Raw genomic sequence first — 25538 nt, 5'->3', positions numbered from 1 at the left:
TTCAGCCGGTGCGGCGAAGTGACTCGCCACAGTAGTTTTGGGGAGTCCTGGGCGTTTGAGAGTTGGGGATGCGAGACCCGGAAGACCGGCGGGAGCCGGACTTTCCGCGGCGGGCGTCGTGCGGTCGATCACCGCGCGTTCGCCGTCGCAGGTCTATGTCCGCGTCGCCATCCTGGCCGCCCTGCTGCTGCTGGCCGTCTATACCGCCTTCGGCGTCAAGCGCCTGCAGGATGAAGCCGCCATGGCGCCCGGCGGCGCCAGCCTCGCCGCAGAAGCCAGCCTGGTGGCGGGCCGCATCGAAACCAACCTGGCCGCCCAGCGCGCCGGTCTGTCGGCCGCTTCCGACATCCTCCAGCGCGACCCCGCCGACACCATGGACGCGGCCGAGATCGCCCTGCGCGCCAGCGGCGGCGAGGCCATGGCCGTGGCGGTCGCCGGTCCCTCGGGCGTCCAGGCCGTGGCCGGTCGCGACGAGGGCGCGGACTGGAAAGCCGCCGCCCGCGCGGCCGCAGCATCGGGTCGCTCGACCTGGATCGGCGCTGCGGGCGATACCGGCCGCCTGTATGTCGCCGCCGTCGCCCCGGCTTCGACCGGGCGCAACTTCATCATCGCCAGCGGCGATCCCAGTCGCCTGCTCGTCGATCCCGGCAAGGACGGCGCCCGCGCCATCGCCCTGCCCGATGGCAGCCTGGTCGCGACCCAGGGCCGGATCGTCCAGGGCATGCAGAGTTTCCGCGACGCCTTCGCGCTCTCGATGGAAGACGTCGGCGGCCAGAGCGCCGCCCTGCGCGGTCAGGCCGCCAATGGCGCGCTCTTGGACGTGGCCGTGCAGCCCCTGGCCGAGGGCGCCCTGCTGGCCGTGGCCGGCGCGCCGTCGCGCAATGTGGCCAACCTGGACCGCCAGGTCATGGAAGGCGCCTTCAATCTGCTGGCCCCCCTGGGCGTCGGCATCGCCCTGGCCCTGCTGCTGATGATGCAAAGCCGCAAGGCCGAGGTGGCGCACCGCGAATTCGTCGACAGCGAGCAGCGCTTCCGCCTCGCCGTTGAAGCCGCCCGCTGCGGCATCTGGGAGTGGGATCTGCGCGGCGACCAGGTGTTTCTGTCCGACGTCACCGGCGTGATGTTCGGCTGGGGCGGCGGCGGCATCGTCTCGGGCCAGGAGATGCTGGACCGCATTTCCATCGACCACCGCGAGCGCGTCCGTCAGGCCCTGGCCAACGCCGCCATGTACGGCGCCTTCGACGTGTCGTTCCGGGTGCCAGCCACCCAGCAGGGTGGCCGCTCGATCTGGATCGACGCCCGCGGCCAGGGCTTCGGCAAGCCTGGCCAGGACGGCTATGTCCGCATCATCGGCGTGGCCCTGGACGTCACCGAGGAACGCCTGGCCCAGGCCCGCGCCCAGGCCGCCGAGAACCGCCTGCGTGACGCCATCGAGAGTGTGTCCGAAGCCTTCGTGCTGTGGGATCGTCAGGGTCGCCTGCTGATGTGCAACCGCAACTACCGCAGCGTCTTCAATCTTGAGCCCAAGCTGCTGAAGCCCGGCGCGCCCCGCGCCGAGGTCAACCGCTTCGCGGCCTTGGCCATCAAGCAGGACCACCCGGCCCCCGACGGCGCCAAGGGCGTGCGCGAAGCCGAGCTGATGGACGGTCGCTGGATCCAGATCAGCGAACGCCGCACGGCCGAGGGCGGCCTGGTGATGACCGCCGCCGACATCACCGCCATCAAGAACCAGGAAGAAGCCCGCCGCCTCAACGAGGAGCAGTTGCAGAGCGCCGTCGCCGGCCTGGAGCGCAGTCAGGATCAACTGGCCGAGCTGGCCCGCAAATACGAGATGGAGAAGGTCAAGGCCGAGGGCGCCAACAAGGCCAAGAGCGAGTTCCTGGCCAACATGTCCCACGAGCTGCGCACCCCGCTGAACGCCATCAACGGCTTCTCCGAGATCATGATGAACGAGATGTTCGGTCAGCTCGGCGACCAGCGCTACAAGGGCTACAGTCAGGACATCCACAATTCCGGCCAGCACCTGCTGGCCCTGATCAACGACATTCTCGACATGTCGAAGATCGAGGCCGGCAAGATGAACCTGAAGTTCGAGCCGCTGAACCTGGAAGACGTGGCCGAGGACGCCGTGCGTCTGGTGCGCAATCGCGCCGAGGCGGCGGGCCTGAAGCTGGTGATCGACTTCCCTCAGCTGCCCGAGATCGAGGCCGACTATCGGGCGGTCAAGCAGGTGCTGCTGAACCTGCTGTCCAACGCCATCAAGTTCACGCCTAGAGCCGGCAGCATCACCATCCGCGCCGAGGTGCGTCGCGATCCCCTCGGCGAGCGCGTGCGGGTCTCGGTGCAGGACACCGGCATCGGCATCGCCAAGGAAGACCTGGCGCGCCTGGCCCGGCCGTTCGAGCAGGTCGAGAGCCAGCTGTCCAAGACCACCCAGGGCACCGGCCTGGGCCTGGCCCTGACCAAGTCGCTGATCGAGATGCACGACGGGTCGCTGGAAATGGCCAGCACGCCGGGCGAAGGCACGACGGTCAGCTTCATCCTGCCGATCCGCCAAAGCGAGATCCATCCGGCCCGCGACTTCGCCGCCGCCTGATCACGGCACGGCCGCGGCCGATTATGACTTTTCTTTCATAGACTTAATTCTGCGTCATGAAGCAGACGTAACGGGTAATGGCGTTATCTCAGGTCTAAACCCTCGCTCAGAAAACGCGCCTGGCGCACATCGAGGGAGTTACGCAATGTCCAAGTTCATCAACCGTCTGGCCGCTGTGGCCGCCCTGGCTCTGGCCGCGACGCCGATCATCGGCCTGACCGCCGCCCACGCCGCCGAACCCGTTCAACCTGCCCGGATCCAGGTCGGCGACCTGACGCTGTCGCGTCCTTCCGACGCCGCCGAGTTCATGCGCCGCGCCGAGCAGGCCGCCGACGAAGTCTGCGCCGCACGCACCACCAAGGAAAAGCTGCGCGGTCTGTCGGTTCGCGCCTGCTACCTGGACTTCAATGCCGATCTGCGGAGCGAGCTGAGCCGCACCCAGCTGTCCGATCTGCGCGCCGCGCGCCGCGCCCAGCCGGCCAGCTTCGCCACGCGCTCGATCGGCCTGTTCTAAACCGGGGCTCTAGCCTCGACGCATCCACGCCGCGACGGCCCAGGCATGGGCGTCGTGGCGCAAGGCGACCACGGCGTCGCGAGGATCCAGCCAGGCCAGTTCATGGTCGTCCTCGATCTTGAGCCCCGCCTTCAGTTCGATCATGCGCGCCGTGTGGACGCCCCCGAAATTGCGCACCGGCTGGCCGTTGGACTTCAGGAAATGCTGCGAGACCGTCGCGACCAGATCGTCGACCTCGACGACCAGGCCGGTCTCTTCGCCAAATTCGCGGACCACGGCCTGGGGTTCGGTCTCGCCCGGATCGACCGCGCCCCCCGGCAGGTCGAAATAGGGCGGCTTGCCGGGCTTGGTCACCCGCACGACCGCGATCTCGCCGAGGGTGTTCTCGACGATGCCGAAGGCCGCTGAGCGGTCCAGGTAGGTTAGCCCCGCCACCGGCTGGCCGAACGCGAGCAAAGGTTCAGTCCTTGCCGTAGAGATCAGGCCACGGATCGGCCTTGCCGCTCTCGACGTCGGCCACGCTGATCTCCGGACGATAGCCGATCTTGCCGTTGGCGCTTTCCCGCCAGGCCTCGGTCACCAGATCGCGCAGCGCGGTGGCGCCGGCCGCCAGGCGAGCCTGGGTGAAGGCCTTGCCGCGCGGATCGGTGTCGACCAGACCGCCGGCCTTTTCCAGGGCGTACAGCGGCTCGGTCTCTTTCCACGTGGTGGTCAGGTAGCCAACGACGCGGGTCTCGATCGAACAGGCGCAGTCCTTGTAGGCCGGCATCAGCGCCTTGACCTGGGCCTCGTCGCCGACGGCCTTGGCCAGGGGCCCTTCGAAGTTGAAATGGGTCGAGCGGGACTGGGTGTAGCCGTTGGGGTTCGGATAATCGCCCCAGCCATTGTAGTGGACCGACAGGTGCATCGGCTGGCTGGCGTCGCCCACATAGTGCGCCCAGACGCCCAGGTCGCGGATCAGCAGGACCTCGCGACGCTTCAGATCGGCGGCGTACCAGGCCTTCTTCATCGGATCCGTCGCCGACTTCTCGGCGGCCACCAGGATGCGCCAGTAGGTGAAGTCCTTCACCAGCTGCTGGTAGCCGTCGATGATCGCATAGGGCAGATAGCCGGCCTTCCAGCTGTCAACGCCGGCGGCCCGCAGGGCGGTTTCGTAGTCGGCGCGCGTACCCGGCATCGCCTCGACCGTGAACATCGGACCGCCGTACATGCGGCCCTGATCGTCGACATCAAGGAAGTGGGCGGAGTCGCGGTCGTGGTCGTGGATCTTGCCCGACCCCTTCGAGCGGTCCGGCTCGCGGGCATATTCGCCGATCGCCGCCACCGCCGTCGGCGTGCGCAGGAAGGCCGGCACGTCTGACGGCAGGCCCTGAGCGCCCAGCACCCCGACCAGACGGTGGCCCGACGAGCCCCAGGCCAAAGCGGAATTGGCGGGCGCGGCGAGCGCCGCCCCGATAGCGAGAACCTTGAGGCTGGACGACAGGCGCGACATGGAAGCTCCGCGAAACAATTAAAGGCCCAGGGCGGCCTCGACCCGACCGACCCAGGCCTTGACGGCCGGATACAGCGACAGATCGAACCCGCCTTCGTGAGCGACCCGGGTGTAAGCCACCAGCGCGATATCCGCCAGAGTGAGCCGTTCGCCCACCAGATACAGCGTCTGTTTCAGCTGCGTTTCAAGACGACCCAGGGCGCCGTTCCCGCGCTCGACCAGCTTGGCGTCCAGATCGCTGACCGGCTTGCCCAGGTAGGCCACGTGGAAGCGGGCCACGGCGACATAGGGCTCGTGGCTGTACTGCTCCCAGAACAGCCACTCGTACATCTTGGCGCGTTCGAAGGCGTCGGTCGGGATCAGCGCCGAGCGTTCGGCCAAGTGCAGCATGATGGCGTTCGACTGGGCCAGGGCCCGGCCGTCGTCGAGGATCACGGCCGGCACCTGCCCCGCCGGGTTCATGGCCAGGAACTCCGGCGTCCGCGATTGCGACTGCAGGATATCGATCTCGATCCACGCGAACGGCAGGGCCAGCTGCTCGGCGGTCCACTTCACCTTCAGGCAGTTGCCCGATTTCGTGTCACCGTAGATGCGAAGGGTCATGAGTTCTCCTCCCGAGGGTTGTCACGCGGCCGTGATCGGACTATCCAGAGCCCGCCCGACAGATACGCCGATAAGAGGATTCCCTCGATGCGTCGCACGCTCGCCGGAATTTTGGCCGTTATGGCCATGTCCACCGCTCTTCCCGCCTTCGCTGCCGACTCGGACTCCGAGTCCAGGCCCGACCCGCTCGGCGACTTGATCACCGGGGCCCTGACGGGCACCATTCCCGGCACGCTTGAATACAAGATGCGGGCGACGCTGTATCACGCCGGCGCCAAGGGTATTCGCGGTCTGGACTCGCTGGGCTGCAAGGTCGTGGCCATGCGCACCGTCGCCGTCGACAAGACCGTGATCCCGCGCCGCACGGTGCTGTTCATCAAGGAAACCGTCGGTCTGCCCATGCCCGACGGCGGCAAGCACGACGGCTACTGGTACGCCTCCGACGTGGGCGGCGCGATCAAGGGCCTGAAGCTGGATCTGTTCAGCGGCTCGGGCCGCGCGTCGATGAACCCGTTGCTGGCCCTGAACCTGACCCACCTGTCGGTCAGCAAGGTCGGCGAGTTCAAGGGCTGCCCGCCGGAATAAGGCGGGCCTTACGGCGCAAGATCCCAGCGCCGCTTTCCATACCGATCCGTTTTGGGGGGGCCGCTCTAGGCCGCCTGCAGCTGCTGCTTGACGCGCTCGGCCAGGGTCTTGATGTCGATCGGCTTGGGCAGGAAGGTCACGCCGGTCTCGCCTTCCAGCAGGTCGCTGAACTCGGCCTCGGCATAGCCGCTGATGAACATCACCGGCGCATTGCCCAGATAGCCACGAGCCTTCTTCAGCAGGGTCGGACCGTCGATGCCGGGCATGATCACGTCGCTGATCAACAGGTCGATGGTGCCGGCATTGGCCTCGGCGATCAGCAGCGCTTCCTCGCCGTCGCAGGCCTCCAGCACCTCATAGCCGCGAGCACGGAGCAGGCGGGCGGCGACGCCGCGCACGGCGTCCTCGTCCTCGACGAACAGGATGCGGCCGGCGCCCGACAGATCGCGGGGCGGACGGGCCTTGGGCGGCTCGGCGGCGACAGCGGCCGCCTCGGCGATGGCGGCGGCCGTCGGCACGTGGACCGGCAGGAAGATGCGGAAGGCCGCGCCTTCGTCCGGACGGCTGTGGACGTGGATCCAGCCGTCGCTCTGCTTGACGATGCCATAGACGGTGGCCAGACCCAGGCCCGTGCCCTCGCCCACCGGCTTGGTAGTGAAGAACGGGTCGAAAATCTTGCCCATGACGTCGGGCGGGATGCCCGGACCGTCGTCGCTGACCTCGATGAAGGCCGTGTCGCCGTCAGCGCCGGGGAAGCCCAGAGCCACGGCCTCTTCCTGGGTCAGGCGAGCGGTGCGAATGCGAACGATGCCGCCGCCCTTGGCGGCGCGCACGGCGTCGCGGGCATTGACCGCCAGATTCATGACCGCCGTCTCAAGCTGGCTCTTGTCGGCGCGAACCTGCGGCAGGTCGCGGCCATAGTCGGTGATCAGCTTGACGTCTTCACGCAGCAGGCGGCGCAGCAGGACCTCGAATTCCGAGATCAGTTCGCCCAGGTCCAGCACTTCGCGCTGCACGGTCTGCTTGCGCGAGAAGGCCAGCAGCTTGCGCACCAGATCGGCGGCGCGCACGCCCGTCTGGCGGATCTCGTTGAGGCCTTCATACGAAGGATCACCGACCGGGTGACGGTGCAGCAGCTCGTCCAGGCGCAGCTGGATGGCGGTCAGCAGGTTGTTGAAGTCGTGGGCGACGCCGCCGGCCAGCTGGCCGATGGCCTGCATCTTCTGGGCCTGGGCCAGCTGCAGCTCGATCTGCTTCTGCTCGGACACGTCGATCATGTAGGCGACCAGACGCCCCTCGGCCCGATAGAGGTAAAGGTGGGCGATGCGGGTGGGGTCGCGCGAGAGGCGCACCTCGAACGGCCCGGCCTTGCCGCCGGCCATGCGGGTCTCGGCCTCGGTACGGGTGACCGGTTCGATCAGGTCGCCGAACAGAACCCCGGCCTTGGCGCTGGGGCCGGCCATGGCGGTCAGTGCGGGATTGGCCTCGAGAATGCGGGAGTTGAAGGGGTCCAGCCCTTCCAGCAGGGCCGCGCCGAACGGCGAGGCGCCGGAGAAGGCGTCCAGCGAACCGGGCGGCGGCGCCATGGCCGGAGCCACGGGCGCGGGCGGCGCTTCGGCCGAGATGGTTTGGACGACGGCGGGCGGCGCCAGGCGGACCAGCAGGCGTCCGCCGGCCAGGCGAGACACGGTGGCGACGCGGTCGGCGCCATCGACGCGCAGCAGGCCCTCGGCCATCTCGCCCTTGCGCGCCCGGACCAGGGCCGCGAACAGGCCCGAGCCCGCCACGCCCTTGGGCAGTCGGCGGGCTTCGCCCATGATCAGTCGCCAGGCGACATTGGCCGCCAGCAGGCGCCCGTCGGCGGCGACCAGGGCGGTGGGTTCGTTCAGGGCGTCGATGAAGCCTTCGGCGGCGTCCAGGTCGCTCTCATGATGGGCCGAAGCGCGGATGGCCACGAGGCCCAGAATGGCGACGCCGGCCACGCCGCCCAGCAGCAGCAGCCCGGCCAGGGTGGCCGGTCCGGCCCGCAGGGCGGGAACCGCCGCCAGACCGGCCGCAGCCACGAAAAAGATCGCCGCGCCCCAGATATAGGGGTCGAAGCGGCGGCGCGAGACGCCGGTGTCGACAATGTCCTGGACGGGCATTTCGGCCATGGACGACTGCAATCCTTGTTCAAAGCCCGGTCGCGACTCACTTTGAGCCGATCCGAGGATACTCTTTATGGAACGCAAGGTCAGAGGGCGTCTGAATTACGCTTTAAAAACGGCCAATTAGAGCGGACGGGCCCGCGCCTTCGGCTTCTTGCCGTTCATGATGAAGCCGATGACCTTGGCGACGGCCTCGAAGTGATCGGCCGGGATTTCCTCGTCGATCTCGACGGTCGCATAGAGGGCTCGGGCCAGGGGCGCATCTTCCAGCACGGGCACGCCGTGCTCCTCGGCGACAGCGCGGATCTTCAGGGCCAGGTCGTCCATGCCCTTGGCCACGCACAGCGGCGCGGGCGTCTCGCCCGGCTCGTACTTCAGCGCGACGGCGTAGTGGGTCGGGTTCATGACCACGACGGTGGCCTTGGGTACGGCCTGCATCATCCGCTGGCGAGAGCGCTGCATCTGGATCTGGCGGCGCTTGGCCTTGATGTGCGGGTCGCCGTCCGACTGCTTGTACTCGTCCTTGACCTCTTGAAGGGTCATGCGCATCCGCGTCATGAACCGCTGGCGCTGCCAGAACCAGTCAAAGCCGGCGGTGATGGTCAGCAACAGCAGCACGGCGAAGAACAGCTTGGTCGCCAGCTTCATCGCCGCGGGGATCATCGCGGACGGATCCATGCCCACCATGTTGATGACTTCGCCCGTGTGCGGCTTGAGCACGAAATAGGCGATGATGCCCGTCACGATGAACTTCAGCGCCGACTTGGCGAACTGCACCAGGCCGTCGATGCCGAACAGCCGGCCCATGCCCTTGATCAGGTCCAGCTTCTTGAAGTCGGGCTTGATCTTCTCGGGCGTCATCATGAAGCCGGTCTGGGCCACGTGGGCGACAACGCCGAAGATGGCCGTGGTCAACATCACCAGCACCAGCGGCGGCAGGGCCGCCATGATCGCCTGCCGGGCGATGACGACAGCGCCGCCGCTGCTGAGATCCATCTGGCCCGCATGCGCCAGGAACGGCACCAGCGCGGCGGCAAGGTCGCGGGTCAGCCAGCCGCCCGCCATCAGGATCACGCAGACCGCGCCCAGCAGCGAGGCCAGCTGCGGAACGTCCGCGCTCTTGGCGACGTCGCCCTTGGCCTTGGCGTCCGACAGCTTCTTGGCCGACGGCTCTTCTGTTTTCGAGTCGTTGTCTGTGTCTTCCGCCATGGCCCGCCCCTAGTTGAAGATCAGGAGGAGGTCGCGGTAGCGGTCGGTCCAGACCATGGCGATGCCGCCAAGGCTGAGCGCCAGCAGGGACAGGCCCAGGATCACGCTGAGCGGAGACGCCACAAAGAAGATCTGGAACGACGGCATGACCCGTCCCACCAGACCGACGGCCAGGTTGAAGACCAGCGAGAACACGATCACGGGCGCGGCCAGCTGGATGCCCAGGGAAAAGCTCTCAGCCACCGTGCGCACGGCCAGGGTGGCGGCGTCATGCACCGGCACGGCGCGGCTGAACGGGAAGATGTCGTACGACTTGACGATCGCCCCGATGAACAGGTGATGCAGGTCGGTGGCCATGATCAGGGTCAGGCCCAGCATCGACAGGAACGTCGCCACCGCGGTGCTGGACTGGCCCATCGAGGGGTTGGTGGTCTGGGCGAACGACAGGGTGGTCTGCATCGAGATCACTTCGCCGGCCGTCGACATGGCGGTGAAGAACAGCTTCAGCACCGAGCCGATCATCAGGCCGATCAGGATCTCGTGGATCACCTGACCCCACAGGCCGCCGACCGAGGTCGGCACGCCCGGGACGGTGTTCTGCAGCAGGGGAGTCAGCAGCAGGGACATCAGCAGGGCAAAGCCCAGACGAACACGCGGCGGCACCGCGGTGTCGCCGATGCCGGGCATCAGCATCACCATGGCCCCGACCCGCGCGAAGACGAGGCCGGCGACATAGACCTGGGCGGCTGTCGCGTAGGAGTCCAAGCGGCCCTCGCCTCCCCTACATGCCAGCGATGCGGGCGGCGATCTGGCGCATGAAGCCCGACATCAGGGCTCCCATCAGCGGCAGGAAGATCAGCAGGGATATGAAGATGGCCACGATCTTGGGCGCATAGACCAGGGTGGCTTCCTGGATCTGGGTCAGGGCCTGGAACAGGCCGATGGCCACGCCGACCACCAAGCCGACGATCAGAACGGGCGCGCAGAGCTGAAGGGTCAGCCAGATCGCATCGCGACCGACATCAAGAACTTCGGCGCCGGTCATCCAAAAAGCCTCGTGAAAGCGAGCCGAACAGGCCTCAGAATCGAGGCTTCAGGATGCGTCGGGTATGGTTAACAGGGCGTTAGGGGTTGGCGATTGCGGACGCCGGGACGGCGACCGCGACGCTGGGCCGCAAGCCGCCGAACAGCGCTCGGATCAGCGGATCCGAATGCGCACGGGCACCTGGACGTAGGACCCCGCGCGGCTCTTGCCGTCAGGACCCAGCAGGTCGACCTGGAACTGGGAGACCATCTTCAGGGCCGCGTCGCCGACGCCCAGTTCCGGCGAGCTTTCGCCTTCGACGGTGCAGGCCGTCAGGTGGCCGTCGTCCTTGACCAGGCAGTTGAGGATGGCGACGGCTTCGCGCGGCTGCGAGGCCGGGATCAGGAGGTCGGTGTCGGCCTTGGCCGGCGCGGCGTTGGAAAGAGCGGCGGCGAGAACAAGCGAAGCAATCACGATTTCGTCCCTGTTAGTTCCTGATCCGCTGCCTCGCCTGAGCGATGCGCCGACCTTTGTTTCGACGGGGCGACCCTGCCGCCCCCTGTTGTCCCGATCCGGGTCAGTGGGCGTGAGCCGCCTTCAATCGTTGCAGTCCCTGTGCCGCCAGATCGGTCAGCGACCGCAGGCCAAGCTCGGAGAACACATCGAAGGCGCAGGCCAGGGCCACGGCGGCCCGGTCCAGACGGCCGTCGTCGCGACCGGTGATCTCGACCCGCGCCTCGTAGAGCCGGGCCAGGTTCATCTGGGCCACGGCCCAGGAGGCCGGATCGCGTGCGCCCGGCTGGGCGGAAAGTTCGGTCTTGAAGGCCATCTCGGCGGCGTCCAGCACCGCCAGATCGGCGGTCAGTTCGGCGCAGCGCGCCAGGCTGAGGGCCCGGTTGTTGGCGACCACCGCGCGAAGGGCCAGGGACGGTTGGGCCTTGAGCACCTGGGTGGCGCGGTCATAGCAGGTCACCGCCTGCTCGAAGGCGCGGTCCGAGGTCGTGGCCTCGCCCACCGACTGCAGACCCATGCCCAGCGCGGCCTGGGCGCGGGCCCAGTCCATCGGGCTGTGATCCATCGACAGCGGCTCCAGCGCGGCGGTCAGGGCCTCGACGCCATCGGCGATCTGGGCCAGTTCGCCGTCCAGTTCGCCCAGTTGCACCAGGGCCGAGCCACGCAGACCTTCAAGCCGCGACCAGGTCAGGGGCTCGAAATCAGGATCCAGGGCGGCGGCGGCGGCCGTGGCCTCGGTGATCGCCAGCTGGGTCAGGGCGCGATCCTTCAGACGCGCGCCGCAGGTCAGGATCAGTTCGATGCGCGCGGCGCGCTGCTCGGCCAGCAGCAGCCGGGCCGAGCCGCCCTTGACGCGCTTGGCGGCGGCCAGGGCGCGCAGCGGGGCGTCATAGCCCTGCACGGCGGCCAGGGCGCGATCGATATTGTTCTCGGCCAGGCCCGCGCGGCCATCGAGGCCGGCGACCAGCGCCAGGGCCAGGCCGCAACGCTGTCCCGGCGCGGTGCGCGCCAGGGTCAGGGCCGCGCCGGCGGCGGCGTTCAGGCCCTCGTCGCCAAACAGGTCGGCGCCCAGAATGGCCAGGACGGCCTGCTCGCAGCGGGTCGAGGCCAGGGCCTCCAGGCGGCGTTCGCTTTCGAAGATCTTGCCGGCGGCCTCGGCGTGCGAGGCGGCCTTGCGCAGGGCGGCGGCGTCACCGGATCGGCGGGCCAGCTCGCGCCAGACCACGGCCGCTTCCAGAAGGCGCGCGCCACGATCGCGGGTTCCAATGCGGCCCGCGGCCACATCGGCCGAGCGCGCCTCGTTGGTCAGCAGTCTTATGTCGAGAAGCTCGAGCAGCGAGGTGTCGCCGCCCGTCAGGCCCTCGCGATACGACGCCGCCTTGGACTCCGCTCCGGCATCGACGCCGAAGAGACGTTTCAGATCACGACCGAACTCGAACATCGACGCGCATCTCCGCACACGGACCGTCCCACACCGGGACGTCCGGCAAGGGTTCAACGCATCAGGAGCAAAGCCGGAGCCAAGAGACTTAACAAGTGGTTAATGGGTGTTTACGGCGCGTTAACCATAAATAGTCGGGGACTCATTGGAAAATGAGCCAAACCCCGACAATTCAGTCCATTTTGACCCAAATTGGCACACTTCTTGCTGGAGCGGCGGCGGTCGCGCCGCTTCGCAAACCAATGTTGTTAGAACATTGTTCATGAATGCGAAGATGACGTTAACCATCAAATTTAAGATCCCGTTTACTTTTCGTTCCACTCCACGGGCCCGTTGCGACGGGTTCGGGCCCTCGCCATCTGGCCGCCCCTCCCCTTCCGCGCGAAACAGGCTAGAAATCCGGCTCCAGCGCGAGGGAGCCCGCCATGACCGTCATTCTGTGGACCGCCAGCCTGTGCCGCTCGGACCCTGGCTATGGCGGCTGGTCCTTCGTGCGGCGGATGGAGGGCCAGACCGGCCCGGAAGCCATCAAGGGCGCGGCCGGCGGCGAGCGGCGGACCAGCAGCGCCCGCATGTCCCTGATCGCCCTGACCGAGGCCCTGGCCAGCCTCACGGACCAGCCCGCCGACGCCGCCGTGACCCTGTACTTCGAAGATCCTGCCCTCGCGACCGAACTGGTCAGCGCCGACGGCGCCTATGCCACGGCCGAGCCTGAGCTCTGGGAGGCCGCCAGAGCAGCGGTCGCCGCCCACCCCGTTCTGAACCTCGCGCCCCTGCCCCCCAATGCGCCGGCCGCCGGGTTCCTGGCCGCCTGGGCCGATTTCGGCCTCGACACCGCCAAGACGCGCGGCAGCTTCAAGGCCGCGATCCCCAAGCCCAACCTGCTGAAGTTCCCGGGTTAGACACAGAGCACGGGTTCGCATCCTCGCCGGTTTCAAGCCGGCAAGTGTGGGGAGGCGGCGGAGCGTCCGGGCCAGGCCCGGATGGGTTTGTAGTGGAGTACCGTTTCGGCCGTGGCCGGAGCGCTCCGCGCGGTCGTTATCCCTCTGGCCGGGGCGCGCGGGTCTTGTTCAACCCTATGCCCCACCCGGATTTCATCCTCCTCGCGACGGACGCAGCCTTGGGCTGCAGCCACGCCGATTCCGGAGGAACCCGGAGCGAACCTTCGGACGGGCGGAGGCTTGGCTTTCCTCCGATAGGCGGGTTTACGTCACCCGCCCTCTTGCACCCGTACAACCGCCTCCACCGCCCGTCAGGTCGCCAGCTGGACGCCCTCCCCTTGCGATGAAGCGGGGAGAAGTATGCGGGCGTTTTGGAGGGGGCTGCGTCGATTTTGGATCGTGACGCTGGGTGCCGGGCTTAGGGCGTTGAATTTGTTGGGGTCGACAGTTGGATATCCCCTTGCCGGCACGGGGATAGGCGCTCTGCGGAGGCCCTCTCAAGGCGAGACTTCGCAAGGCCCACCCCGGGCCGTACTCCGGACCGCGCTCGCTAGCCCAGCCCGCCGGCGATCAGATCGGCCGTCGCCGGATTGCACGCGAACGGGATGTCGGCCAGAGTCGCCATCCGGATCAGCGCCTTCACGTCCACGTCGTGCGGCTGCGGCGACAGCGGGTCGACGAAGAAGATCAGCACATCCAGCCGCCCCTCGGCGATCAGCGCGCCCAGTTGCAGGTCGCCGCCCAACGGGCCGCTCTTCAGGCGCGTCAGGTTCAGATCCGGCAGGGCTTCCAAAATGCGGCCGCCGGTCGTGCCGGTGGCGTAGAGGGTCTTGCCAGCCAGAAAGCCAGCATGGGCCCGGACCCACTCGACCAGAGCGGCCTTGCGATCGTCATGGGCGACAAGGCCGATGGTCACCATGACCGACATCAAGCTCCGGCTACGGGAGGGAAGGATTAGATCCGAGAACGGGATCCGACGAGGGCCCGCCCTTCAGGTGTTGGATCTCCGCCTCCAGCGCCGCCACCTTCTCGCGACCAACGGCTTCAAGCACCATCAAACGGCGCTCGAGAATCTCGACCTCATCGATCAGCTTTGCCTGTTCATCCCGATTTCCCCACAGGATGCCGATGACGCCCTTGAGAACGCGCTGACGGATGTCGTCGCGGCCCGCAGAGGTCTTCATAAGGTCGAGGTAGCCCGCAGCCTCTTCTCGGCGTCGATCCAATGACCACCCGGCGCGAAGTTGAGCGGCGAAATGGAGCGACGTAATGGCGTGGCGGGTCCCCAGCCTCAAACCGGGCGCAGCCAGGAATTTCCGCCACATCGCCAGATCGGTCCACAAGTCTGCCGGCGCCGGCGACCAGCCCACGGGCAAGTTGCGGTATGCGTCCAGCCTATAGCCCGCCGAGGTGGGTCCAAAGATATTGAACTTGCTCGTCAGCATGAGCCTGCGCATCACATCGAGAGACAGATCGCCGCAGGTTGAGGACATCGCGCCGTCAACCTCGACCCGCACATGGGCCAGATTGCCGAAATCGACGCTTTCCAGTAGCGCGCCCATCTCGATAAGATGATTGGGCAACCAAAGATCATCATCAGCGATCTGGCAGACATACTGTCCGCGGGCCTCGCCCAGAGCCGTGTGACGGTGAGCCTCACCGTGTCGCTCGCCCTTGGGGAAATCGAACACCCGGATGCGATCGTCGGTCTCCGCCAACTGCCTGGCTGCAGCGACGGTTTCCCGCGGCGCGCCGTCGCAAACGATCATCAACTCGAACCGCTGCTCAGCTTGCCCGAGCACCGAGGCTACGGCGAAGGGCAGCAGGTCGGGTGGGCGCACCACCGGCAGGAGGATCGTGAACACCGGGTTCATACGGCCACCGCCGGAGCCATGCCCAAAGCGGCCTCGATCTCACCGAGCCGCTCGACGATCGCCAGCCCATCGGCGGCAGAGCTCATGGGGGCAGGACCTTCTCCGGCGACATAGCTCAGGAACCGCTCGATCTCGACCCTGAGCGGCATGGCCGCCCCGGTAAGCCGGATACGTTCGACGGCGGTCGGATCGCCCGGCAGGCCGTCGCGGATGACCAGCTTGTCCTCGTCGCCGTCACGCAACTCCAAACAGCCGCGAGAACCAATCACCTGGCAACGTCGCCGATGCTGCGGGCTGGCGATGCCGATATCCAGCGTCACTGACGGAAAGCCGGAGCCACCCAGATGGACCATCATGCCCAGATCAGCGCGGGCCGGCGCGATCGGAAAGGCCGCGACCAGAGGCGGCAGGCTTCCGGTCAGGTGCAGTACAATTGAAAGGTCGTGGGGCGCGAGGACCCAGAGGGCGCTGACGTCGCTGTGTGGAGTGGACCAGCCTTGTCGAACGCACTGGATCGCCAGGACCTCGCCAACTCTCCCCGAGGCGATCTCGTCACGCATGGCGTCCACCACCGGATGGTAGCGCCACTTGTCCATGACGAAGAGCCGGTCGCCCGCCAGCTCGACCAGACGGCGGGCTGACGCCAGATCACTTGTCATCGGCTTTTCGACGAAAAGCGGCTTGCCGGTATGGGCCAGCAGTTCCACGACCGACGCGTGAGTCACTGTCGGAGTGGCGACAACATAGCCATCCATGAGCGGCAGATCCGCCGCCGAGATCACCGCACGGGTCGCCCCGCCCTCGATCGCAGAAGCCCTGGAGTGCTCTTCTGGAGTAGCGACATGGACCTCAGCGCCGCTGGCCAGAAGATCCCGCAGAATCAGCCGACCCCAGCGCCCGCATCCAATCAAACCAATTCTGATCAAGAGGCCGCCGGCTTAGCGGCGAACCGCGCAAGCATCTCGCCATAGGTTCCGGCCTTGGCGTCCCTGTTCGACAACAGCGGAGCGTCGCAGGGCCAGGCGAATCCCATTTCCGGATCGTCCCAGCGACAGTCCAGGTTCTCTGGCTGGATGAAATAGGCCGAGACGCCCAAGACGTATGCGCTGGGCTCCGGGCAATAGAAGCCGTGCGACACGCCGGGTGGGATCACCACCATGTGTGGATCACTCCACTCGAGAGTCATCATCGATGCCCGCCCGAAAGTGCTGGAACTGGCGCGGCTATCTCGCAGGGCCAAGATCATCGTCCCCGCCACCACGACGAGATAATCGTATTGGACCTCGTGAGTGTGCACGCCACGCAGCACGTTGGCGACCGAGTGCGAGTAGTTCCATTGCAGCGGCCTCGGGCCGAGCTCCCACGCTTCGCGATAGAGCTCGGCGAAGGCTCCCCGCTCATCGTCATAGAGCGTTAGCGGGGCAATGAGCACGCCATCCGGGAGCTGGTCATTGGCGGCGGCAAGGCTGCGCGCGGTAGGGTGCTGCATAGACATCGCGGTAGGGTGCTGCATAGACATAGAGCCTGAATACACTTCGAAACCGGCCTACACTAGAGCTAGCGCGCTCACCCCCGCTCCCGCGTCCGCTCGAACCGCACCTTGGGGAACTTCTCGGCCACGTAGCCGATTTCCCAGGACGACTTGCCCAGGAACACCGGCTGGTCGTCGATGTCGGTGGCCATGGCGGTCTTGTGCTTGTCCTGGAAGTCCTCGACATCGGCGCGTGCGCCGCTGATCCAGCGGGCCTCGGCATAGGGCGAGGGCTCGAAGATCACGTCCAGCGCATATTCGCCGCCCAGCCGGTCGGCCATGACCTCGAACTGCAGCTGGCCCACGGCGCCGACGATGAAGTCCGAGCTGCCCAGCATGGGGCGGAACAGCTGGGTGACGCCTTCCTCGGCCAGGCCTTCCAGCGCCTTCTTCAGGTGCTTGGCCTTCAGCGGATCCTTGACCCGCACGCGGCGCAGGATTTCCGGGGCGAAATTGGGCAGGCCGGCGAAACGCAGGGTCCCGGTCTCCGACAGGCTGTCACCTACCCGCAGCACGCCGTGGTTGGGAATGCCGATCACGTCGCCGGCATAGGCGTCTTCGGCCAGTTCGCGGTCGGAAGCGAAGAACATCACGGGCGCATTGACGCTCATCGACTTGCCGGTGTTCTGGGCCTTCAGCTTCATGCCGCGCGTGAAGCGGCCGCTGGTCAGGCGCAGGAAGGCGATCCGGTCGCGGTGATTGGGGTCCATGTTCGCCTGGACCTTGAACACGAAGCCCGACACCTCGGGATCGCCCGGGGCGACATGGGTCTCGGCGCCATTGCGGACGGCCTTGGCCGGGTGCGGCGCGGGCGCATAGGCACCGATGCCGGCCAGCAGTTCGGCCACGCCGAAATGGCGCAGGGCCGAGCCGAAGAACACCGGCGTCATGTGGCCCTCCAGGAAGGACTGCACGTCGAAGGGCTTGGCGGCCTCGGAGACCAGCATCGCGCCCTCCTCGACCTCGGCCTGCTCCTCGGGGTCGAGGAAGCGGCTGATGGCGTTGGACTTCAGGGCCACCGGCGCGGGATGGCCGTCGTCGTCGGTCGAGCTCTTCTTGGCGTAGGGGATGAAGGTCTGCTTGCGCAGGTCGAGCATGCCCTTGAAGCGTCCGCCCGAGCCGGCGGGCCAGTACAGCGGCGCGGGGTCGAGGGCCAGCTTGGACGACACCTCGTCCAGCAGCTCGAACGGGTCCTGGGCCTCGCGGTCCATCTTGTTGATGAAGGTGATGATCGGGATGTCGCGCAGGCGGCACACCTCGAACAGCTTCAAGGTCTGGGGCTCGATGCCCTTGGCGGCGTCCAGCACCATGATCGCCGCGTCGGCGGCCGTCAGGGTGCGGTAGGTGTCTTCCGAGAAGTCCTCGTGGCCCGGGGTGTCGAGCAGGTTGAACATCAGACCATCGTGGTCGAACGTCATCACCGAGGCTGACACCGAGATCCCGCGCTCGCGCTCGATCTTCATCCAGTCGGACTGGGTGCGGCGGGTCTGGCCGCGCGCCCGCACCGCGCCGGCCGCGCGGATGGCGCCCCCGGCCAGCAGCAGGTTTTCGGTCAGGGTCGTCTTGCCGGCGTCAGGGTGACTGATGATGGCGAAGGTGCGCCGACGGGCGGCTTGCGCGGCGGGAGAGGTGCTCATGGCGCGGGGTTAGCCGTCCAGGCTCGATTTGTCACCTTCCGGCTTGAGGGCGGACCTGACGGCCCGCCCTCTTTTCGGATCTAGAACGCCACCGCCAGACGCGCGTAGTACAGGCCGCCGTCGGTGTCATAGACGGCGTTGCGCGAATAGATCAGGCCGCGCGAGGCCTGGAACGTCGCCTCGTCGGGATAGGTGTCGAACAGGTTTTCGGCCCCCACGGTCAGCTTCAGGGCGTCGGTGATCTGGGCGCTGGCCGACAGGTCGACGAAGGTCTTGCCGCCGAACACCTGGATCAGGTTGGCGGTGCCGTTCAGCTGGGCGTCGGTCCATTCGCCCGTGTAGCGCACCCGCGCCATGACGCTGTAGCGCCCCTTGGCATAGTCGAAGGTCAGGTTGCCGGCGTATTCGGGCAGGCTGTCCTCGATATTGATCCGGGCCAGGGCGCTGATCTGGGCTGCGTTGGCGCGACGCACCTGGGTGTCGTTCCAGTTCACGGCGCCGGTCACGCCGACCTTGCCGCCCAGCCATTCGCCCTTCCAGGCGGCCACGGCGTCGAGGCCCTGGGTGCGGGTGTCGAAGGCGTTGGTGAAATAGGACACCGTCGTCAGGCTGTCGGCGCCGGGGACGCCCAGGGCCAGCAACTGCGCCTTGATCGCCGCCGTCACCGTAAAGCCCTGCGACGAGGCAAAACGGTTGTCGACGTCGATGCGGTAATAGTCGAGCGAGGCGGTAAAGCCCGCCCGGCGATAGACCGCGCCGAGGGCCAGGTTGGTCGACTCTTCAGGCTGCAGCGGCTTGGCGCCAAAGAACACGGCCACGGGATTGGTGGTCGCCAGGCGACCCGAGGTGAACAGCTGCAGAGTCGTGGTGTTCAGCCCCTGCGAGGTGCGGGTGCTGTAGATCTGGCCAGGCGTCGGGGCGCGGAAGCCGGTCGAGACCGCCCCGCGCAGGGCGAAGTCCGGGGTGATCTCGTAGCGCGCCGTGATCTTGCCGTCGGTGGTCGACCCGAACTCCGAGAAGTCCTCGTGGCGGACGGCGATGGCGGCGGTGAACTTGTCGCTGATCGGCAGGTCCAGATCGACATAGCCGGCATAGCTGGTCTGATCCCACGATCCGGCCTGGCTGGGGCTATAGCCCGGGAAGCCGTTGGAGCCGCTGGGCAGGCCGCTGGCCGCGCCGGGGCCGACATCCCACGAATAGCGGTCGCCCGCCTCGATCTCATAGGTCTCGGTGCGCGCTTCCAGACCCATGGCCAGGTTGGCCGGCTGGGCCAGGAACGACCAGGCCAGGGGGCGGGTGACGTCGAAATTGACGGTCTTTTCTTCCTGGATCAGCGCGCCGGCGTCGAAGCTGGTCGGTGAGTTCGGACCAAACGAGGCGTTGATGCTGTTGTTGAGGCGGTAGTTGATCTCGTCGCGACCAAAGCCGGCGCTCAGATCCCAACGATAGGCGCCCAGATCGCCGCGCACGCCGCCGTTGAGCTGATAGTCGGTCTCGTCCTGCCCAAACCTGGGCGAGAAGCCGGTCGGATACAGCTGATGCAGCGTCCAGCCCGGGAAGGCCGTGCTGGTGCGGTACGAAGAGTCGTTGGACGGGTTGCGCCAGTTGAAGTCGGTCAGTCCGGTGCTGTCGGTATAGGTGGCGAAGGCGTAGGCCTCGGCGCTTTCGCCCAGCGGCAGGCCAGCGTTCAGCGTGCCGCGCCAGGATTCACGATCGGGTTGACCCCAGCGCTGCACGGGGTTGGGCACCTTCAGGGTCGGGTTGGCGGCCTGGAAGGCGATGGCGTCAGGGCGCTGGCGGGTGCGCGAAGTGGCCTCGGCGTCGGTATAGTCCAGCCCGGCGACCAGATAGCCCTCCTGGCCCAGCTTGACGCCATAGCGGCCGCCGACCTCGAGCTTGGCCCCGTCGCCTTCATAGTACTGGCTGGTCTGGGCAAAGCCGCTGAAGCCCAGGCGGTCGCTGAGAATGATGTTGATGACGCCGGCGATGGCGTCGGAGCCGTATTGCGCCGAGGCGCCGTCGCGCAGGACCTCGATCCGCTCCATGCCGCTGGCGGCGAACTGGGCCATGTCGACGCCCTGCTGGCCGCGACCGCCGAGGGCGGCCGAGCGGTGGCGGCGCTTGCCGTTGACCATCACCAGGGTCTGGTCGGGCGACAGGCCGCGCAGGGTGGCGGGCCGCACGAAGGCCTGGCCGTCGGCGGCGGGCAGGCGCTGGACGTTGAACGACGGCGTCGTGGCCTGCAGCTTGTTCATGATCTCGTCGGAAGCGACGCTTTCCAGCGCCTCACGCGACACCACATCGACCGGGGCGGCCGACTCGAAGGCGGTGCGGTTGGTCCGCCGGGTGCCCGTGACCACCACGGCCTCGATCTCGGTGGCCGCGGCGCCCTGGGCGGCGACGGCTGGCGCCTGGGCCCAAGCGGGCGTGGCGATGGCCAGGGCCAGAACGGTCCAGGCGGTGGAAGTCATAAGCGTCATGAGTCGACGAGCCCCGTTTGTTACTGGGCCGGGGCATAGAAAGCGGCGATGACCGCCACGCGACAGGCCCGTATTGCTTAAATGACGATCACTTTTCACCCGCGCCGCTGCGACCAGACGCCGCCGGACCCGGCGACAAATGGCCCCTTTCCCTGAAGGGGGATCGGAGTCATGCTCAAGGCTTCAGGAACGTGTCACCCATTGAGAGTGGCCGGCCTGGTGAGGAAACAAAGATGGCCCTCTGGGACGAACCTCGTGGTTCACGCGGCCCGCGCGCCGAAGCCAGCGCTCTGTGCATGACGATCACCATTGGCGGACTGGTCGCTCTGGCCGTCGCCATAAAGTGGCTGATCGCTCTGGTCCTCTAGGACCAGACGAAATCAGGCGGCCAGGCGACGCCAGACCTGGCGATCGGCCTCGACATTGGTCAGAGAGCCCGCCTTCTGGCGCGTCAGCAGCGCGCCCATGACCTCAATACCGATCTGCGCGTAGCGGACCTGCACTTGGTCGACCAGGCAGCCGCGCCCCGGCGCGATGAACAGGGCGGCGTTGATTTCCGGCGCCTTGGAGATGATCAGAGACGCCAGTCGCCTGGCCCGCTCCGGGTCCTTCAGATGCAGCAGCGGCTCGTCGGCGTACAGTTCCCGTCCCAGCTCGCTGACATAGTTCAGCGACAGCTTCGCGAAGCGGTCGCGCGCCATCGGCGGGGCCATTTCGCCCGCGTCGAAGCTGAAAACGACATCGTTCATCAGGAAAAGCATGGCGAAACGGGCAAAATCTCTGAAAGCGACTGGAGACGAGAGATTGCCGCACCGAGCTTTAAGTCCGGTGTAGGAGCGCGGTTAACAAGACGTAGAAGTAGAGCTATCCACAGGAAGCCCGTCGCGCGGCGGCCGCGTTTTGCTACTCTTCCACGGCCTCGGTCAGGAAGTGTCGGCCGTCGCGATCCTCGATCTCGATCACCCAGATGTCGGGGTCGATGCGCGCCGCGCGCTCCGCATAGGCGTCCAGGTCCGGCTCGAAATCCGACTTGGTCGGCTGCATCCAGAAGCGCTCGCCATCGCCACGCGTCGCTTCCGCGAACAGGCGGGCCTTGTTCTCGCGGCGATCGACAGCCTTGACCAGCACGGCGCCGGCCTTGGCGTCACCCTTGCGCGCCACGGTCGCGAAGGCTCCGCCCAGTTCGGCGCGGCGGATCAGCGCGCTCACCCAGATATCCGTCGACAACAGCATGCTAACCGAACCGCAACCACGAGGGCTCTACGGTGGCCCTTCAAGTCTCGAAGCATACGAGAAAACGACGCTGATGAACCTTCTTAAAGGTCACGCGGCGCGGTGGATGGGGTTCCTGGCCGGCGCGGTGTGTCTGACATCGCCCGGCGTCCTGTTTGCCGCCAACGCCGCCGACCAGCTTTATGAGCGCACCCTGATGACGGCCGCAGACGGCCGTTGCCGGCTGTTCGCGCCCGCCATTGGCTCGGCGCTCGATGCGGCGCGAGCCCAGGCGCGCGGCGCAACCCTGCGCTCGGGCGCCACCCAGGCTCAGGTCGAGGCGCTGGAAGGCCGCGCACGATCCAAAGCCGCCTCGGCCGGCTGCAAGTCCAAGGATCTGACCACCGCCGCTGATCGGGTTCGCGGGGCCTTTGAGGCCTATGCCACCCTGCAGAAGATGACCTATCCAGGCGATGTTGCGACCTGGCAGGCCGACCGCCCCGTCTCGGCGACCTTCCCCGTCTGGCGTCTGTCGCAACCCAGCAACTTCGGCCCCGACCGCCTGATCTTCGGCCTGGCCGGCCGCGCCAAGGCGGTGACCGCCGTGGCGACCTTCGCCGACGGCGCCCAGCCCTATGCGGCGCGGGTGGTGATGCGCGATCCGGCCCGCACCCAGGGTCCCTATATCGACGCCCGCGGCGGCCGCAGCCTGTCGGCCAAGGTCGCGCCGCGCTCGGCCAGTCAGGTGTTCAACGCCGAAACCCGCGAACAGGCAGCCCTGACCTTGCTGCCCACCGGCGCCAAGACCGGCCTGGGCTTCCGGTTTCCGGTCGCGACGGCCGACGCGCTGTCGCTGCTGGACCCGCGCGAGGCGGTGACCATCGAATTCACCTTCGCCGGCCGAAATGGCGGCGACGTGGTGCGCAAGGCCTATGTCGAGGTCGGAGACTTCGCCGCCGGACGGGCGTTCCTGCGGTAGCTACCGCGGCGCGAACGCGATGACGTTGTCGCCCAGGCTGGTCGGCGGTTCGGATTCCTGGGCTGGCATGGCCGCGTCCGGTTCGGGCGACGGCTCGGTCGGCGGGGGCGGCGCCTTCAGCGGGGCCAGCAGCACCGGCAGTCGCACCGAGACGCTGGTGCCCGCGCCCATCCGGCTCTCGATATGCATCTCGCCGCCATGCAGCTTGGCGAAGGCGCGCACCAGAGACAGGCCCAGCCCCGTGCCCATGGCGCGCTGGTCGGCGCCGCCGGCCTGCTCATAGGGTCGACCCAGGCGTTCCAGATCTTCCGGGCTGATGCCGACGCCGGTGTCAGCGACCACGATTTCCAGCACCCCGTCATAGCCATCGGCCGTGACCGTCACCTGGCCGCCGCGCGGGGTGAACTTCAGGGCGTTGGAGATCAGGTTCAGCACGATCTGCTTGAGGGCGCGACGGTCGGCGTCGACCTCAAGGTCGGTGGGCGGCAGCACGCCGCGCAGCTGGACGCCGGCCCCGTCGGCCTGAACGCGCATCAGCCGCATGGCCGCCGTCATCGCCTCACGGGCGTCGAACACGCCGCGCGACAGTTCGAAGCGCTCGGCCTCGATCTTGGACATGTCCAGCACGTCGTTGATCAGGTCCAGCAGGTGGCCACCGCTCTCATGGATCAGTTCGGCATATTCGCCGTAGCGGTCGCTCAGCGGGCCAAACATCCGCGAACGCATGATGTCGGAGAAGCCCATGATGGCGTTCAGCGGCGTGCGCAGCTCGTGGCTCATATTGGCCAGGAAGCGGGCGCGGCCGGCGGCCAGGGCCTCGGCGTCCGAGCGGGCCCGGTCCAGATTGCTCTCGCGATTGCGCTCGACGGTGACGTCGCGCAGCAGGCCCACCAGCATCACCGGCGAGGCGCGCTGCAGGTCCAGGGCCACGATCCGGTCCACGCCCAGGGCGGGACTGAAGGTCAGGCTGACCTGGCCCTCGCGGAAGGCCTGGGCGATGGCGCCGCCAACCTTCTGGCGGTCATTGGGCGCGGCGGCGCCGGCCAGGCCGCGATTGACGATGTCGGCGATGGTCACGCCGGGCGGCGGCGAGCCGCGCACGACGGTGACCTGGCCCTTGGTGGTCACGGCGATGGCCAGTTGCGGAAGGGCGTCGAGCATCACCTCCAGAGCGGCCATCTCGGCGCCATGGCGGGCGTCGCGCGCGCCAAACCGGCGGTGACCGATCAGCAGGCCCGAGGCCAGGCCAAGGCCCGTGGTGGTCAAGGCCAGGAAGCCCAGGATGAAGGACAGGGCGCCGGTCGGCGCGGGCGGGGCCAGGCCCGACAGCTGGGTCAGGGCCGCGACGCAGCCGCCGATCAGCGACAGGGCCGCGCCCTCGGCCAGGCGGCGCGACGAGACCAGGGTCGAGGCGGCGGCCACCGGGGCCAGGCACCAGGCGGCCATGGCGCCCGAGACGCCGCCGGTCAGCACGGCTGCGGCAGATCCGCCCACCGCCCACAAAACCAGCAGAACCGACTGAACGCGATCGTCCTCACGCGCGCTCTCGCCCGACAGGGGCAGCGACAGCAGGGCCGGCGCAGCGCCGGCCAGGAACGCCGCCCAGACCGGCCAGCGGAACTCGCCGGGCAGAAAGGCGGTCGCGAAAGCCGCCATACCGATCGCCGCCAGCCAGCCCAGACGCCATACGCGCGCAGGGCCTAGGCCGCGCGGGGCGCGCGCTGGCCGCTTGAACGGGTCCGGTAGCAGTTCGAATTCCAAACCGGGCGACTTCTTTCATTGCGGCGCCGAGCAACGCCGTCGCCAAACCTTAACGCGCCTTGGACCTTCCCTCCAGACCACTCAATCATCGAGCGATCATTCGCGGTGGAGGGCCTGTGGACGGAAACGGAATAGTAAGCGCCTTGGGGCACTGTTCCAGACTGCGCCAATGCGGACAGAATGTCCGGGAGCTTATCGCATGCCTGAACCGGCGTCCCTCGACGCATCGCCCGCCTACGACGCATCGACCGCGCGACGCGCAGCGGCCCATGCGCGTCGTCGGGCCGCGCTGGACGACCGCAAGCGCTCGTTCCTGCGCATGGTCAGCCATGAACTGCGCACGCCGCTGAACGCGGTAATCGGCTTTTCCGAGATCCTGTCGCACGAGCTGTACGGCCCGCTGGGTTCGCCCCAGTACCGCGAATATGCCCAGATCGTGCACGACAGCGGCCTGAAGCTGCTGAAGCTGGTCAATCAGATCGTCGAGATCGCGCGCCTGGAAGGCCATGTGACCGATCTGGACCTCGCCCCCGAGGGCCTCGACGAGGCCATCGAGGATGCGGTCGAACAGTTGAAGGCCGAAATCGCCCTGCGGCAGGTGACCGTGACCGTCCCGGGGGACGGCGCGTTGCCGGTCGTGCTGGCCGACAGTCGGGGCCTGCGAACCGTGCTGGGCAATCTGCTGCAGAACGCCGTCAGCCATTCGCCGGTAGGCGGAGAGGTGTGCATCTACGCCCAGGCCCTGCCGGGCGGCGTGGTCGAAATCGCCATCGCCGACCAGGGACCTGGCGTCGAGCCCGAGGAACTGCCACGTCTGCTGCGGCCGTTCGAACAGGGCGGATCCACCCTCACACGGACGAGCGAGGGGGCGGGCCTTGGTCTGCCGATCGTGGATCTGCTGGCCCGGGCGATGGGAGGCGGTCTGCGCCTGACCTCGCATCCGGGCGCGGGCCTCACGGCGCAGGTCACCCTGCTCGAAGGGTGACGCTTGCCAGCGGC

General features: G+C 67.5%; 25 protein-coding genes. 7 read left to right on the top strand and 18 right to left on the bottom strand.

Annotated features, from left to right (window positions below; all coding sequences use genetic code 11):
- Nucleotides 1–55: 55 nt before the first annotated feature.
- Entirely contained in the window at nt 56–2596 is a 2541-nt protein-coding gene (pleC, locus tag ACW17V_RS05635) for a cell cycle histidine kinase PleC (RefSeq protein WP_492107882.1), read from the top strand.
- A gap of 145 nt (nt 2597–2741) precedes the next feature.
- Entirely contained in the window at nt 2742–3110 is a 369-nt protein-coding gene (locus ACW17V_RS05630; protein WP_492107881.1) for a UrcA family protein, read from the top strand.
- A gap of 9 nt (nt 3111–3119) precedes the next feature.
- On the opposite strand, the gene ACW17V_RS05625 is transcribed toward ACW17V_RS05630, so the two are convergent.
- From ACW17V_RS05625 to ACW17V_RS05615, 3 genes are read right to left on the bottom strand one after another with little or no spacing between them, the layout of a single operon-like run.
- Nucleotides 3120–3566, bottom strand: coding sequence for an NUDIX domain-containing protein (locus ACW17V_RS05625; protein ID WP_492107880.1), 447 nt, complete (start codon nt 3564–3566; stop codon nt 3120–3122).
- A 4-nt stretch (nt 3567–3570) separates the two neighbouring features.
- The gene (locus ACW17V_RS05620; protein ID WP_492107879.1) at nt 3571–4602 is read right to left on the bottom strand and encodes a S1/P1 Nuclease; all 1032 of its coding nucleotides are present in this window, start codon (nt 4600–4602) and stop codon (nt 3571–3573) included.
- Between the two features lie 18 nt (nt 4603–4620).
- On the bottom strand, nt 4621–5205 hold the full coding sequence (locus tag ACW17V_RS05615) for a glutathione S-transferase family protein (protein WP_492107878.1): 585 nt from the start codon (nt 5203–5205) through the stop codon (nt 4621–4623).
- A gap of 87 nt (nt 5206–5292) precedes the next feature.
- On the opposite strand from ACW17V_RS05615, the gene ACW17V_RS05610 reads away from it, so the two are divergent.
- Complete coding sequence (locus tag ACW17V_RS05610; protein WP_492107877.1) at nt 5293–5790, top strand: 3D domain-containing protein; 498 nt, start codon at nt 5293–5295, stop codon at nt 5788–5790.
- Between the two features lie 65 nt (nt 5791–5855).
- On the opposite strand, the gene cckA is transcribed toward ACW17V_RS05610, so the two are convergent.
- The 6 genes from cckA to ACW17V_RS05580 form a co-directional block, all read right to left on the bottom strand.
- Entirely contained in the window at nt 5856–7943 is a 2088-nt protein-coding gene (gene cckA, locus ACW17V_RS05605; protein WP_492107876.1) for a cell cycle histidine kinase CckA, read from the bottom strand.
- 117 nt (nt 7944–8060) lie between these two features.
- Nucleotides 8061–9146 carry a flagellar biosynthesis protein FlhB gene (gene flhB / locus ACW17V_RS05600; protein ID WP_492107875.1) on the bottom strand — a complete coding sequence of 362 codons (1086 nt, stop codon included), beginning with the start codon at nt 9144–9146 and terminating at the stop codon, nt 8061–8063.
- A 9-nt stretch (nt 9147–9155) separates the two neighbouring features.
- Nucleotides 9156–9911, bottom strand: a complete 756-nt coding sequence (fliR, locus tag ACW17V_RS05595) for a flagellar biosynthetic protein FliR (RefSeq protein ID WP_492107874.1) — start codon at nt 9909–9911, stop codon at nt 9156–9158.
- A gap of 16 nt (nt 9912–9927) precedes the next feature.
- Nucleotides 9928–10191, bottom strand: coding sequence for a flagellar biosynthesis protein FliQ (gene fliQ / locus ACW17V_RS05590; protein ID WP_492107873.1), 264 nt, complete (start codon nt 10189–10191; stop codon nt 9928–9930).
- A 153-nt stretch (nt 10192–10344) separates the two neighbouring features.
- Nucleotides 10345–10644, bottom strand: coding sequence for an energy transducer TonB family protein (locus ACW17V_RS05585; protein WP_492107872.1), 300 nt, complete (start codon nt 10642–10644; stop codon nt 10345–10347).
- Between the two features lie 103 nt (nt 10645–10747).
- Nucleotides 10748–12124, bottom strand: coding sequence for a hypothetical protein (locus ACW17V_RS05580; RefSeq protein WP_492107871.1), 1377 nt, complete (start codon nt 12122–12124; stop codon nt 10748–10750).
- 425 nt (nt 12125–12549) lie between these two features.
- On the opposite strand from ACW17V_RS05580, the gene ACW17V_RS05575 reads away from it, so the two are divergent.
- On the top strand, nt 12550–13026 hold the full coding sequence (locus ACW17V_RS05575; RefSeq protein WP_492107870.1) for a ribonuclease H family protein: 477 nt from the start codon (nt 12550–12552) through the stop codon (nt 13024–13026).
- A gap of 589 nt (nt 13027–13615) precedes the next feature.
- On the opposite strand, the gene ACW17V_RS05570 is transcribed toward ACW17V_RS05575, so the two are convergent.
- The 6 genes from ACW17V_RS05570 to ACW17V_RS05545 all read right to left on the bottom strand — a co-directional run bounded on the left by ACW17V_RS05570 (nt 13616) and on the right by ACW17V_RS05545 (nt 20587).
- Nucleotides 13616–13993 carry a methylglyoxal synthase gene (locus ACW17V_RS05570; RefSeq protein ID WP_492107869.1) on the bottom strand — a complete coding sequence of 126 codons (378 nt, stop codon included), beginning with the start codon at nt 13991–13993 and terminating at the stop codon, nt 13616–13618.
- Between the two features lie 10 nt (nt 13994–14003).
- A complete protein-coding gene (locus tag ACW17V_RS05565) occupies nt 14004–14939 on the bottom strand; it encodes a glycosyltransferase family 2 protein (protein ID WP_492107868.1) in 936 nt (311 codons plus the stop codon).
- The gene (locus ACW17V_RS05560; protein WP_492107867.1) at nt 14936–15865 is read right to left on the bottom strand and encodes a Gfo/Idh/MocA family protein; all 930 of its coding nucleotides are present in this window, start codon (nt 15863–15865) and stop codon (nt 14936–14938) included. The genes ACW17V_RS05565 and ACW17V_RS05560 overlap by 4 nt, the downstream gene beginning before the upstream one ends.
- Nucleotides 15862–16428: a dTDP-4-dehydrorhamnose 3,5-epimerase family protein gene (locus ACW17V_RS05555; protein WP_419320742.1), complete on the bottom strand. Its 567-nt coding sequence runs from the start codon at nt 16426–16428 to the stop codon at nt 15862–15864. The genes ACW17V_RS05560 and ACW17V_RS05555 overlap by 4 nt, the downstream gene beginning before the upstream one ends.
- Before the next feature lie 77 nt (nt 16429–16505).
- Nucleotides 16506–18107, bottom strand: a complete 1602-nt coding sequence (locus ACW17V_RS05550) for a peptide chain release factor 3 (protein WP_492107866.1) — start codon at nt 18105–18107, stop codon at nt 16506–16508.
- Between the two features lie 80 nt (nt 18108–18187).
- Complete coding sequence (locus ACW17V_RS05545) at nt 18188–20587, bottom strand: TonB-dependent receptor plug domain-containing protein (protein WP_492107865.1); 2400 nt, start codon at nt 20585–20587, stop codon at nt 18188–18190.
- A 233-nt stretch (nt 20588–20820) separates the two neighbouring features.
- On the opposite strand from ACW17V_RS05545, the gene ACW17V_RS05540 reads away from it, so the two are divergent.
- Entirely contained in the window at nt 20821–20955 is a 135-nt protein-coding gene (locus tag ACW17V_RS05540; RefSeq protein ID WP_492107864.1) for a hypothetical protein, read from the top strand.
- A 12-nt stretch (nt 20956–20967) separates the two neighbouring features.
- Here ACW17V_RS05540 and ACW17V_RS05535 read toward each other — a convergent pair whose 3' ends face one another.
- Nucleotides 20968–21348 carry a hypothetical protein gene (locus ACW17V_RS05535; RefSeq protein ID WP_492107863.1) on the bottom strand — a complete coding sequence of 127 codons (381 nt, stop codon included), beginning with the start codon at nt 21346–21348 and terminating at the stop codon, nt 20968–20970.
- 142 nt (nt 21349–21490) lie between these two features.
- A complete protein-coding gene (locus ACW17V_RS05530; RefSeq protein ID WP_419254702.1) occupies nt 21491–21820 on the bottom strand; it encodes a DUF1491 family protein in 330 nt (109 codons plus the stop codon).
- A gap of 106 nt (nt 21821–21926) precedes the next feature.
- On the opposite strand from ACW17V_RS05530, the gene ACW17V_RS05525 reads away from it, so the two are divergent.
- On the top strand, nt 21927–22778 hold the full coding sequence (locus ACW17V_RS05525) for a hypothetical protein (protein ID WP_492108743.1): 852 nt from the start codon (nt 21927–21929) through the stop codon (nt 22776–22778).
- Here ACW17V_RS05525 and ACW17V_RS05520 read toward each other — a convergent pair whose 3' ends face one another.
- Entirely contained in the window at nt 22779–24539 is a 1761-nt protein-coding gene (locus ACW17V_RS05520) for a sensor histidine kinase (protein WP_492107862.1), read from the bottom strand.
- Between the two features lie 199 nt (nt 24540–24738).
- On the opposite strand from ACW17V_RS05520, the gene ACW17V_RS05515 reads away from it, so the two are divergent.
- Nucleotides 24739–25524 (top strand): sensor histidine kinase, encoded by a 786-nt coding sequence (locus ACW17V_RS05515; protein ID WP_492107861.1) that lies wholly within the window; start codon nt 24739–24741, stop codon nt 25522–25524.
- The last annotated feature ends 14 nt before the right edge of the window (nt 25525–25538 follow it).

Source organism: Caulobacter sp. FV2ye17ST, from assembly GCF_058680955.1.
The sequence above is the reverse complement of the archived record's forward strand: the minus strand, read 5'-3'. Positions and strand labels throughout refer to the sequence as shown.

Excerpts from the sequence above, each read along its gene's own strand:
- ACW17V_RS05540 (WP_492107864.1), top strand. The coding sequence starts at position 20,821 with ATGGCCCTCTGGGACGAACCTCGTGGTTCACGCGGCCCGCGCGCCGAA.
- ACW17V_RS05530 (WP_419254702.1), bottom strand. The coding sequence starts at position 21,820 with ATGCTGTTGTCGACGGATATCTGGGTGAGCGCGCTGATCCGCCGCGCC.
- ACW17V_RS05575 (WP_492107870.1), top strand. The coding sequence starts at position 12,550 with ATGACCGTCATTCTGTGGACCGCCAGCCTGTGCCGCTCGGACCCTGGC.
- ACW17V_RS05550 (WP_492107866.1), bottom strand. The coding sequence starts at position 18,107 with ATGAGCACCTCTCCCGCCGCGCAAGCCGCCCGTCGGCGCACCTTCGCC.
- ACW17V_RS05515 (WP_492107861.1), top strand. The coding sequence starts at position 24,739 with ATGCCTGAACCGGCGTCCCTCGACGCATCGCCCGCCTACGACGCATCG.
- ACW17V_RS05545 (WP_492107865.1), bottom strand. The coding sequence starts at position 20,587 with ATGACGCTTATGACTTCCACCGCCTGGACCGTTCTGGCCCTGGCCATC.
- ACW17V_RS05565 (WP_492107868.1), bottom strand. The coding sequence starts at position 14,939 with ATGAACCCGGTGTTCACGATCCTCCTGCCGGTGGTGCGCCCACCCGAC.
- ACW17V_RS05555 (WP_419320742.1), bottom strand. The coding sequence starts at position 16,428 with ATGCAGCACCCTACCGCGCGCAGCCTTGCCGCCGCCAATGACCAGCTC.
- ACW17V_RS05630 (WP_492107881.1), top strand. The coding sequence starts at position 2,742 with ATGTCCAAGTTCATCAACCGTCTGGCCGCTGTGGCCGCCCTGGCTCTG.
- ACW17V_RS05580 (WP_492107871.1), bottom strand. The coding sequence starts at position 12,124 with ATGTTCGAGTTCGGTCGTGATCTGAAACGTCTCTTCGGCGTCGATGCC.
- ACW17V_RS05570 (WP_492107869.1), bottom strand. The coding sequence starts at position 13,993 with ATGTCGGTCATGGTGACCATCGGCCTTGTCGCCCATGACGATCGCAAG.
- fliQ (WP_492107873.1), bottom strand. The coding sequence starts at position 10,191 with ATGACCGGCGCCGAAGTTCTTGATGTCGGTCGCGATGCGATCTGGCTG.
- ACW17V_RS05610 (WP_492107877.1), top strand. The coding sequence starts at position 5,293 with ATGCGTCGCACGCTCGCCGGAATTTTGGCCGTTATGGCCATGTCCACC.
- flhB (WP_492107875.1), bottom strand. The coding sequence starts at position 9,146 with ATGGCGGAAGACACAGACAACGACTCGAAAACAGAAGAGCCGTCGGCC.
- ACW17V_RS05615 (WP_492107878.1), bottom strand. The coding sequence starts at position 5,205 with ATGACCCTTCGCATCTACGGTGACACGAAATCGGGCAACTGCCTGAAG.
- ACW17V_RS05535 (WP_492107863.1), bottom strand. The coding sequence starts at position 21,348 with ATGCTTTTCCTGATGAACGATGTCGTTTTCAGCTTCGACGCGGGCGAA.
- ACW17V_RS05620 (WP_492107879.1), bottom strand. The coding sequence starts at position 4,602 with ATGTCGCGCCTGTCGTCCAGCCTCAAGGTTCTCGCTATCGGGGCGGCG.
- cckA (WP_492107876.1), bottom strand. The coding sequence starts at position 7,943 with ATGGCCGAAATGCCCGTCCAGGACATTGTCGACACCGGCGTCTCGCGC.
- ACW17V_RS05525 (WP_492108743.1), top strand. The coding sequence starts at position 21,927 with ATGGGGTTCCTGGCCGGCGCGGTGTGTCTGACATCGCCCGGCGTCCTG.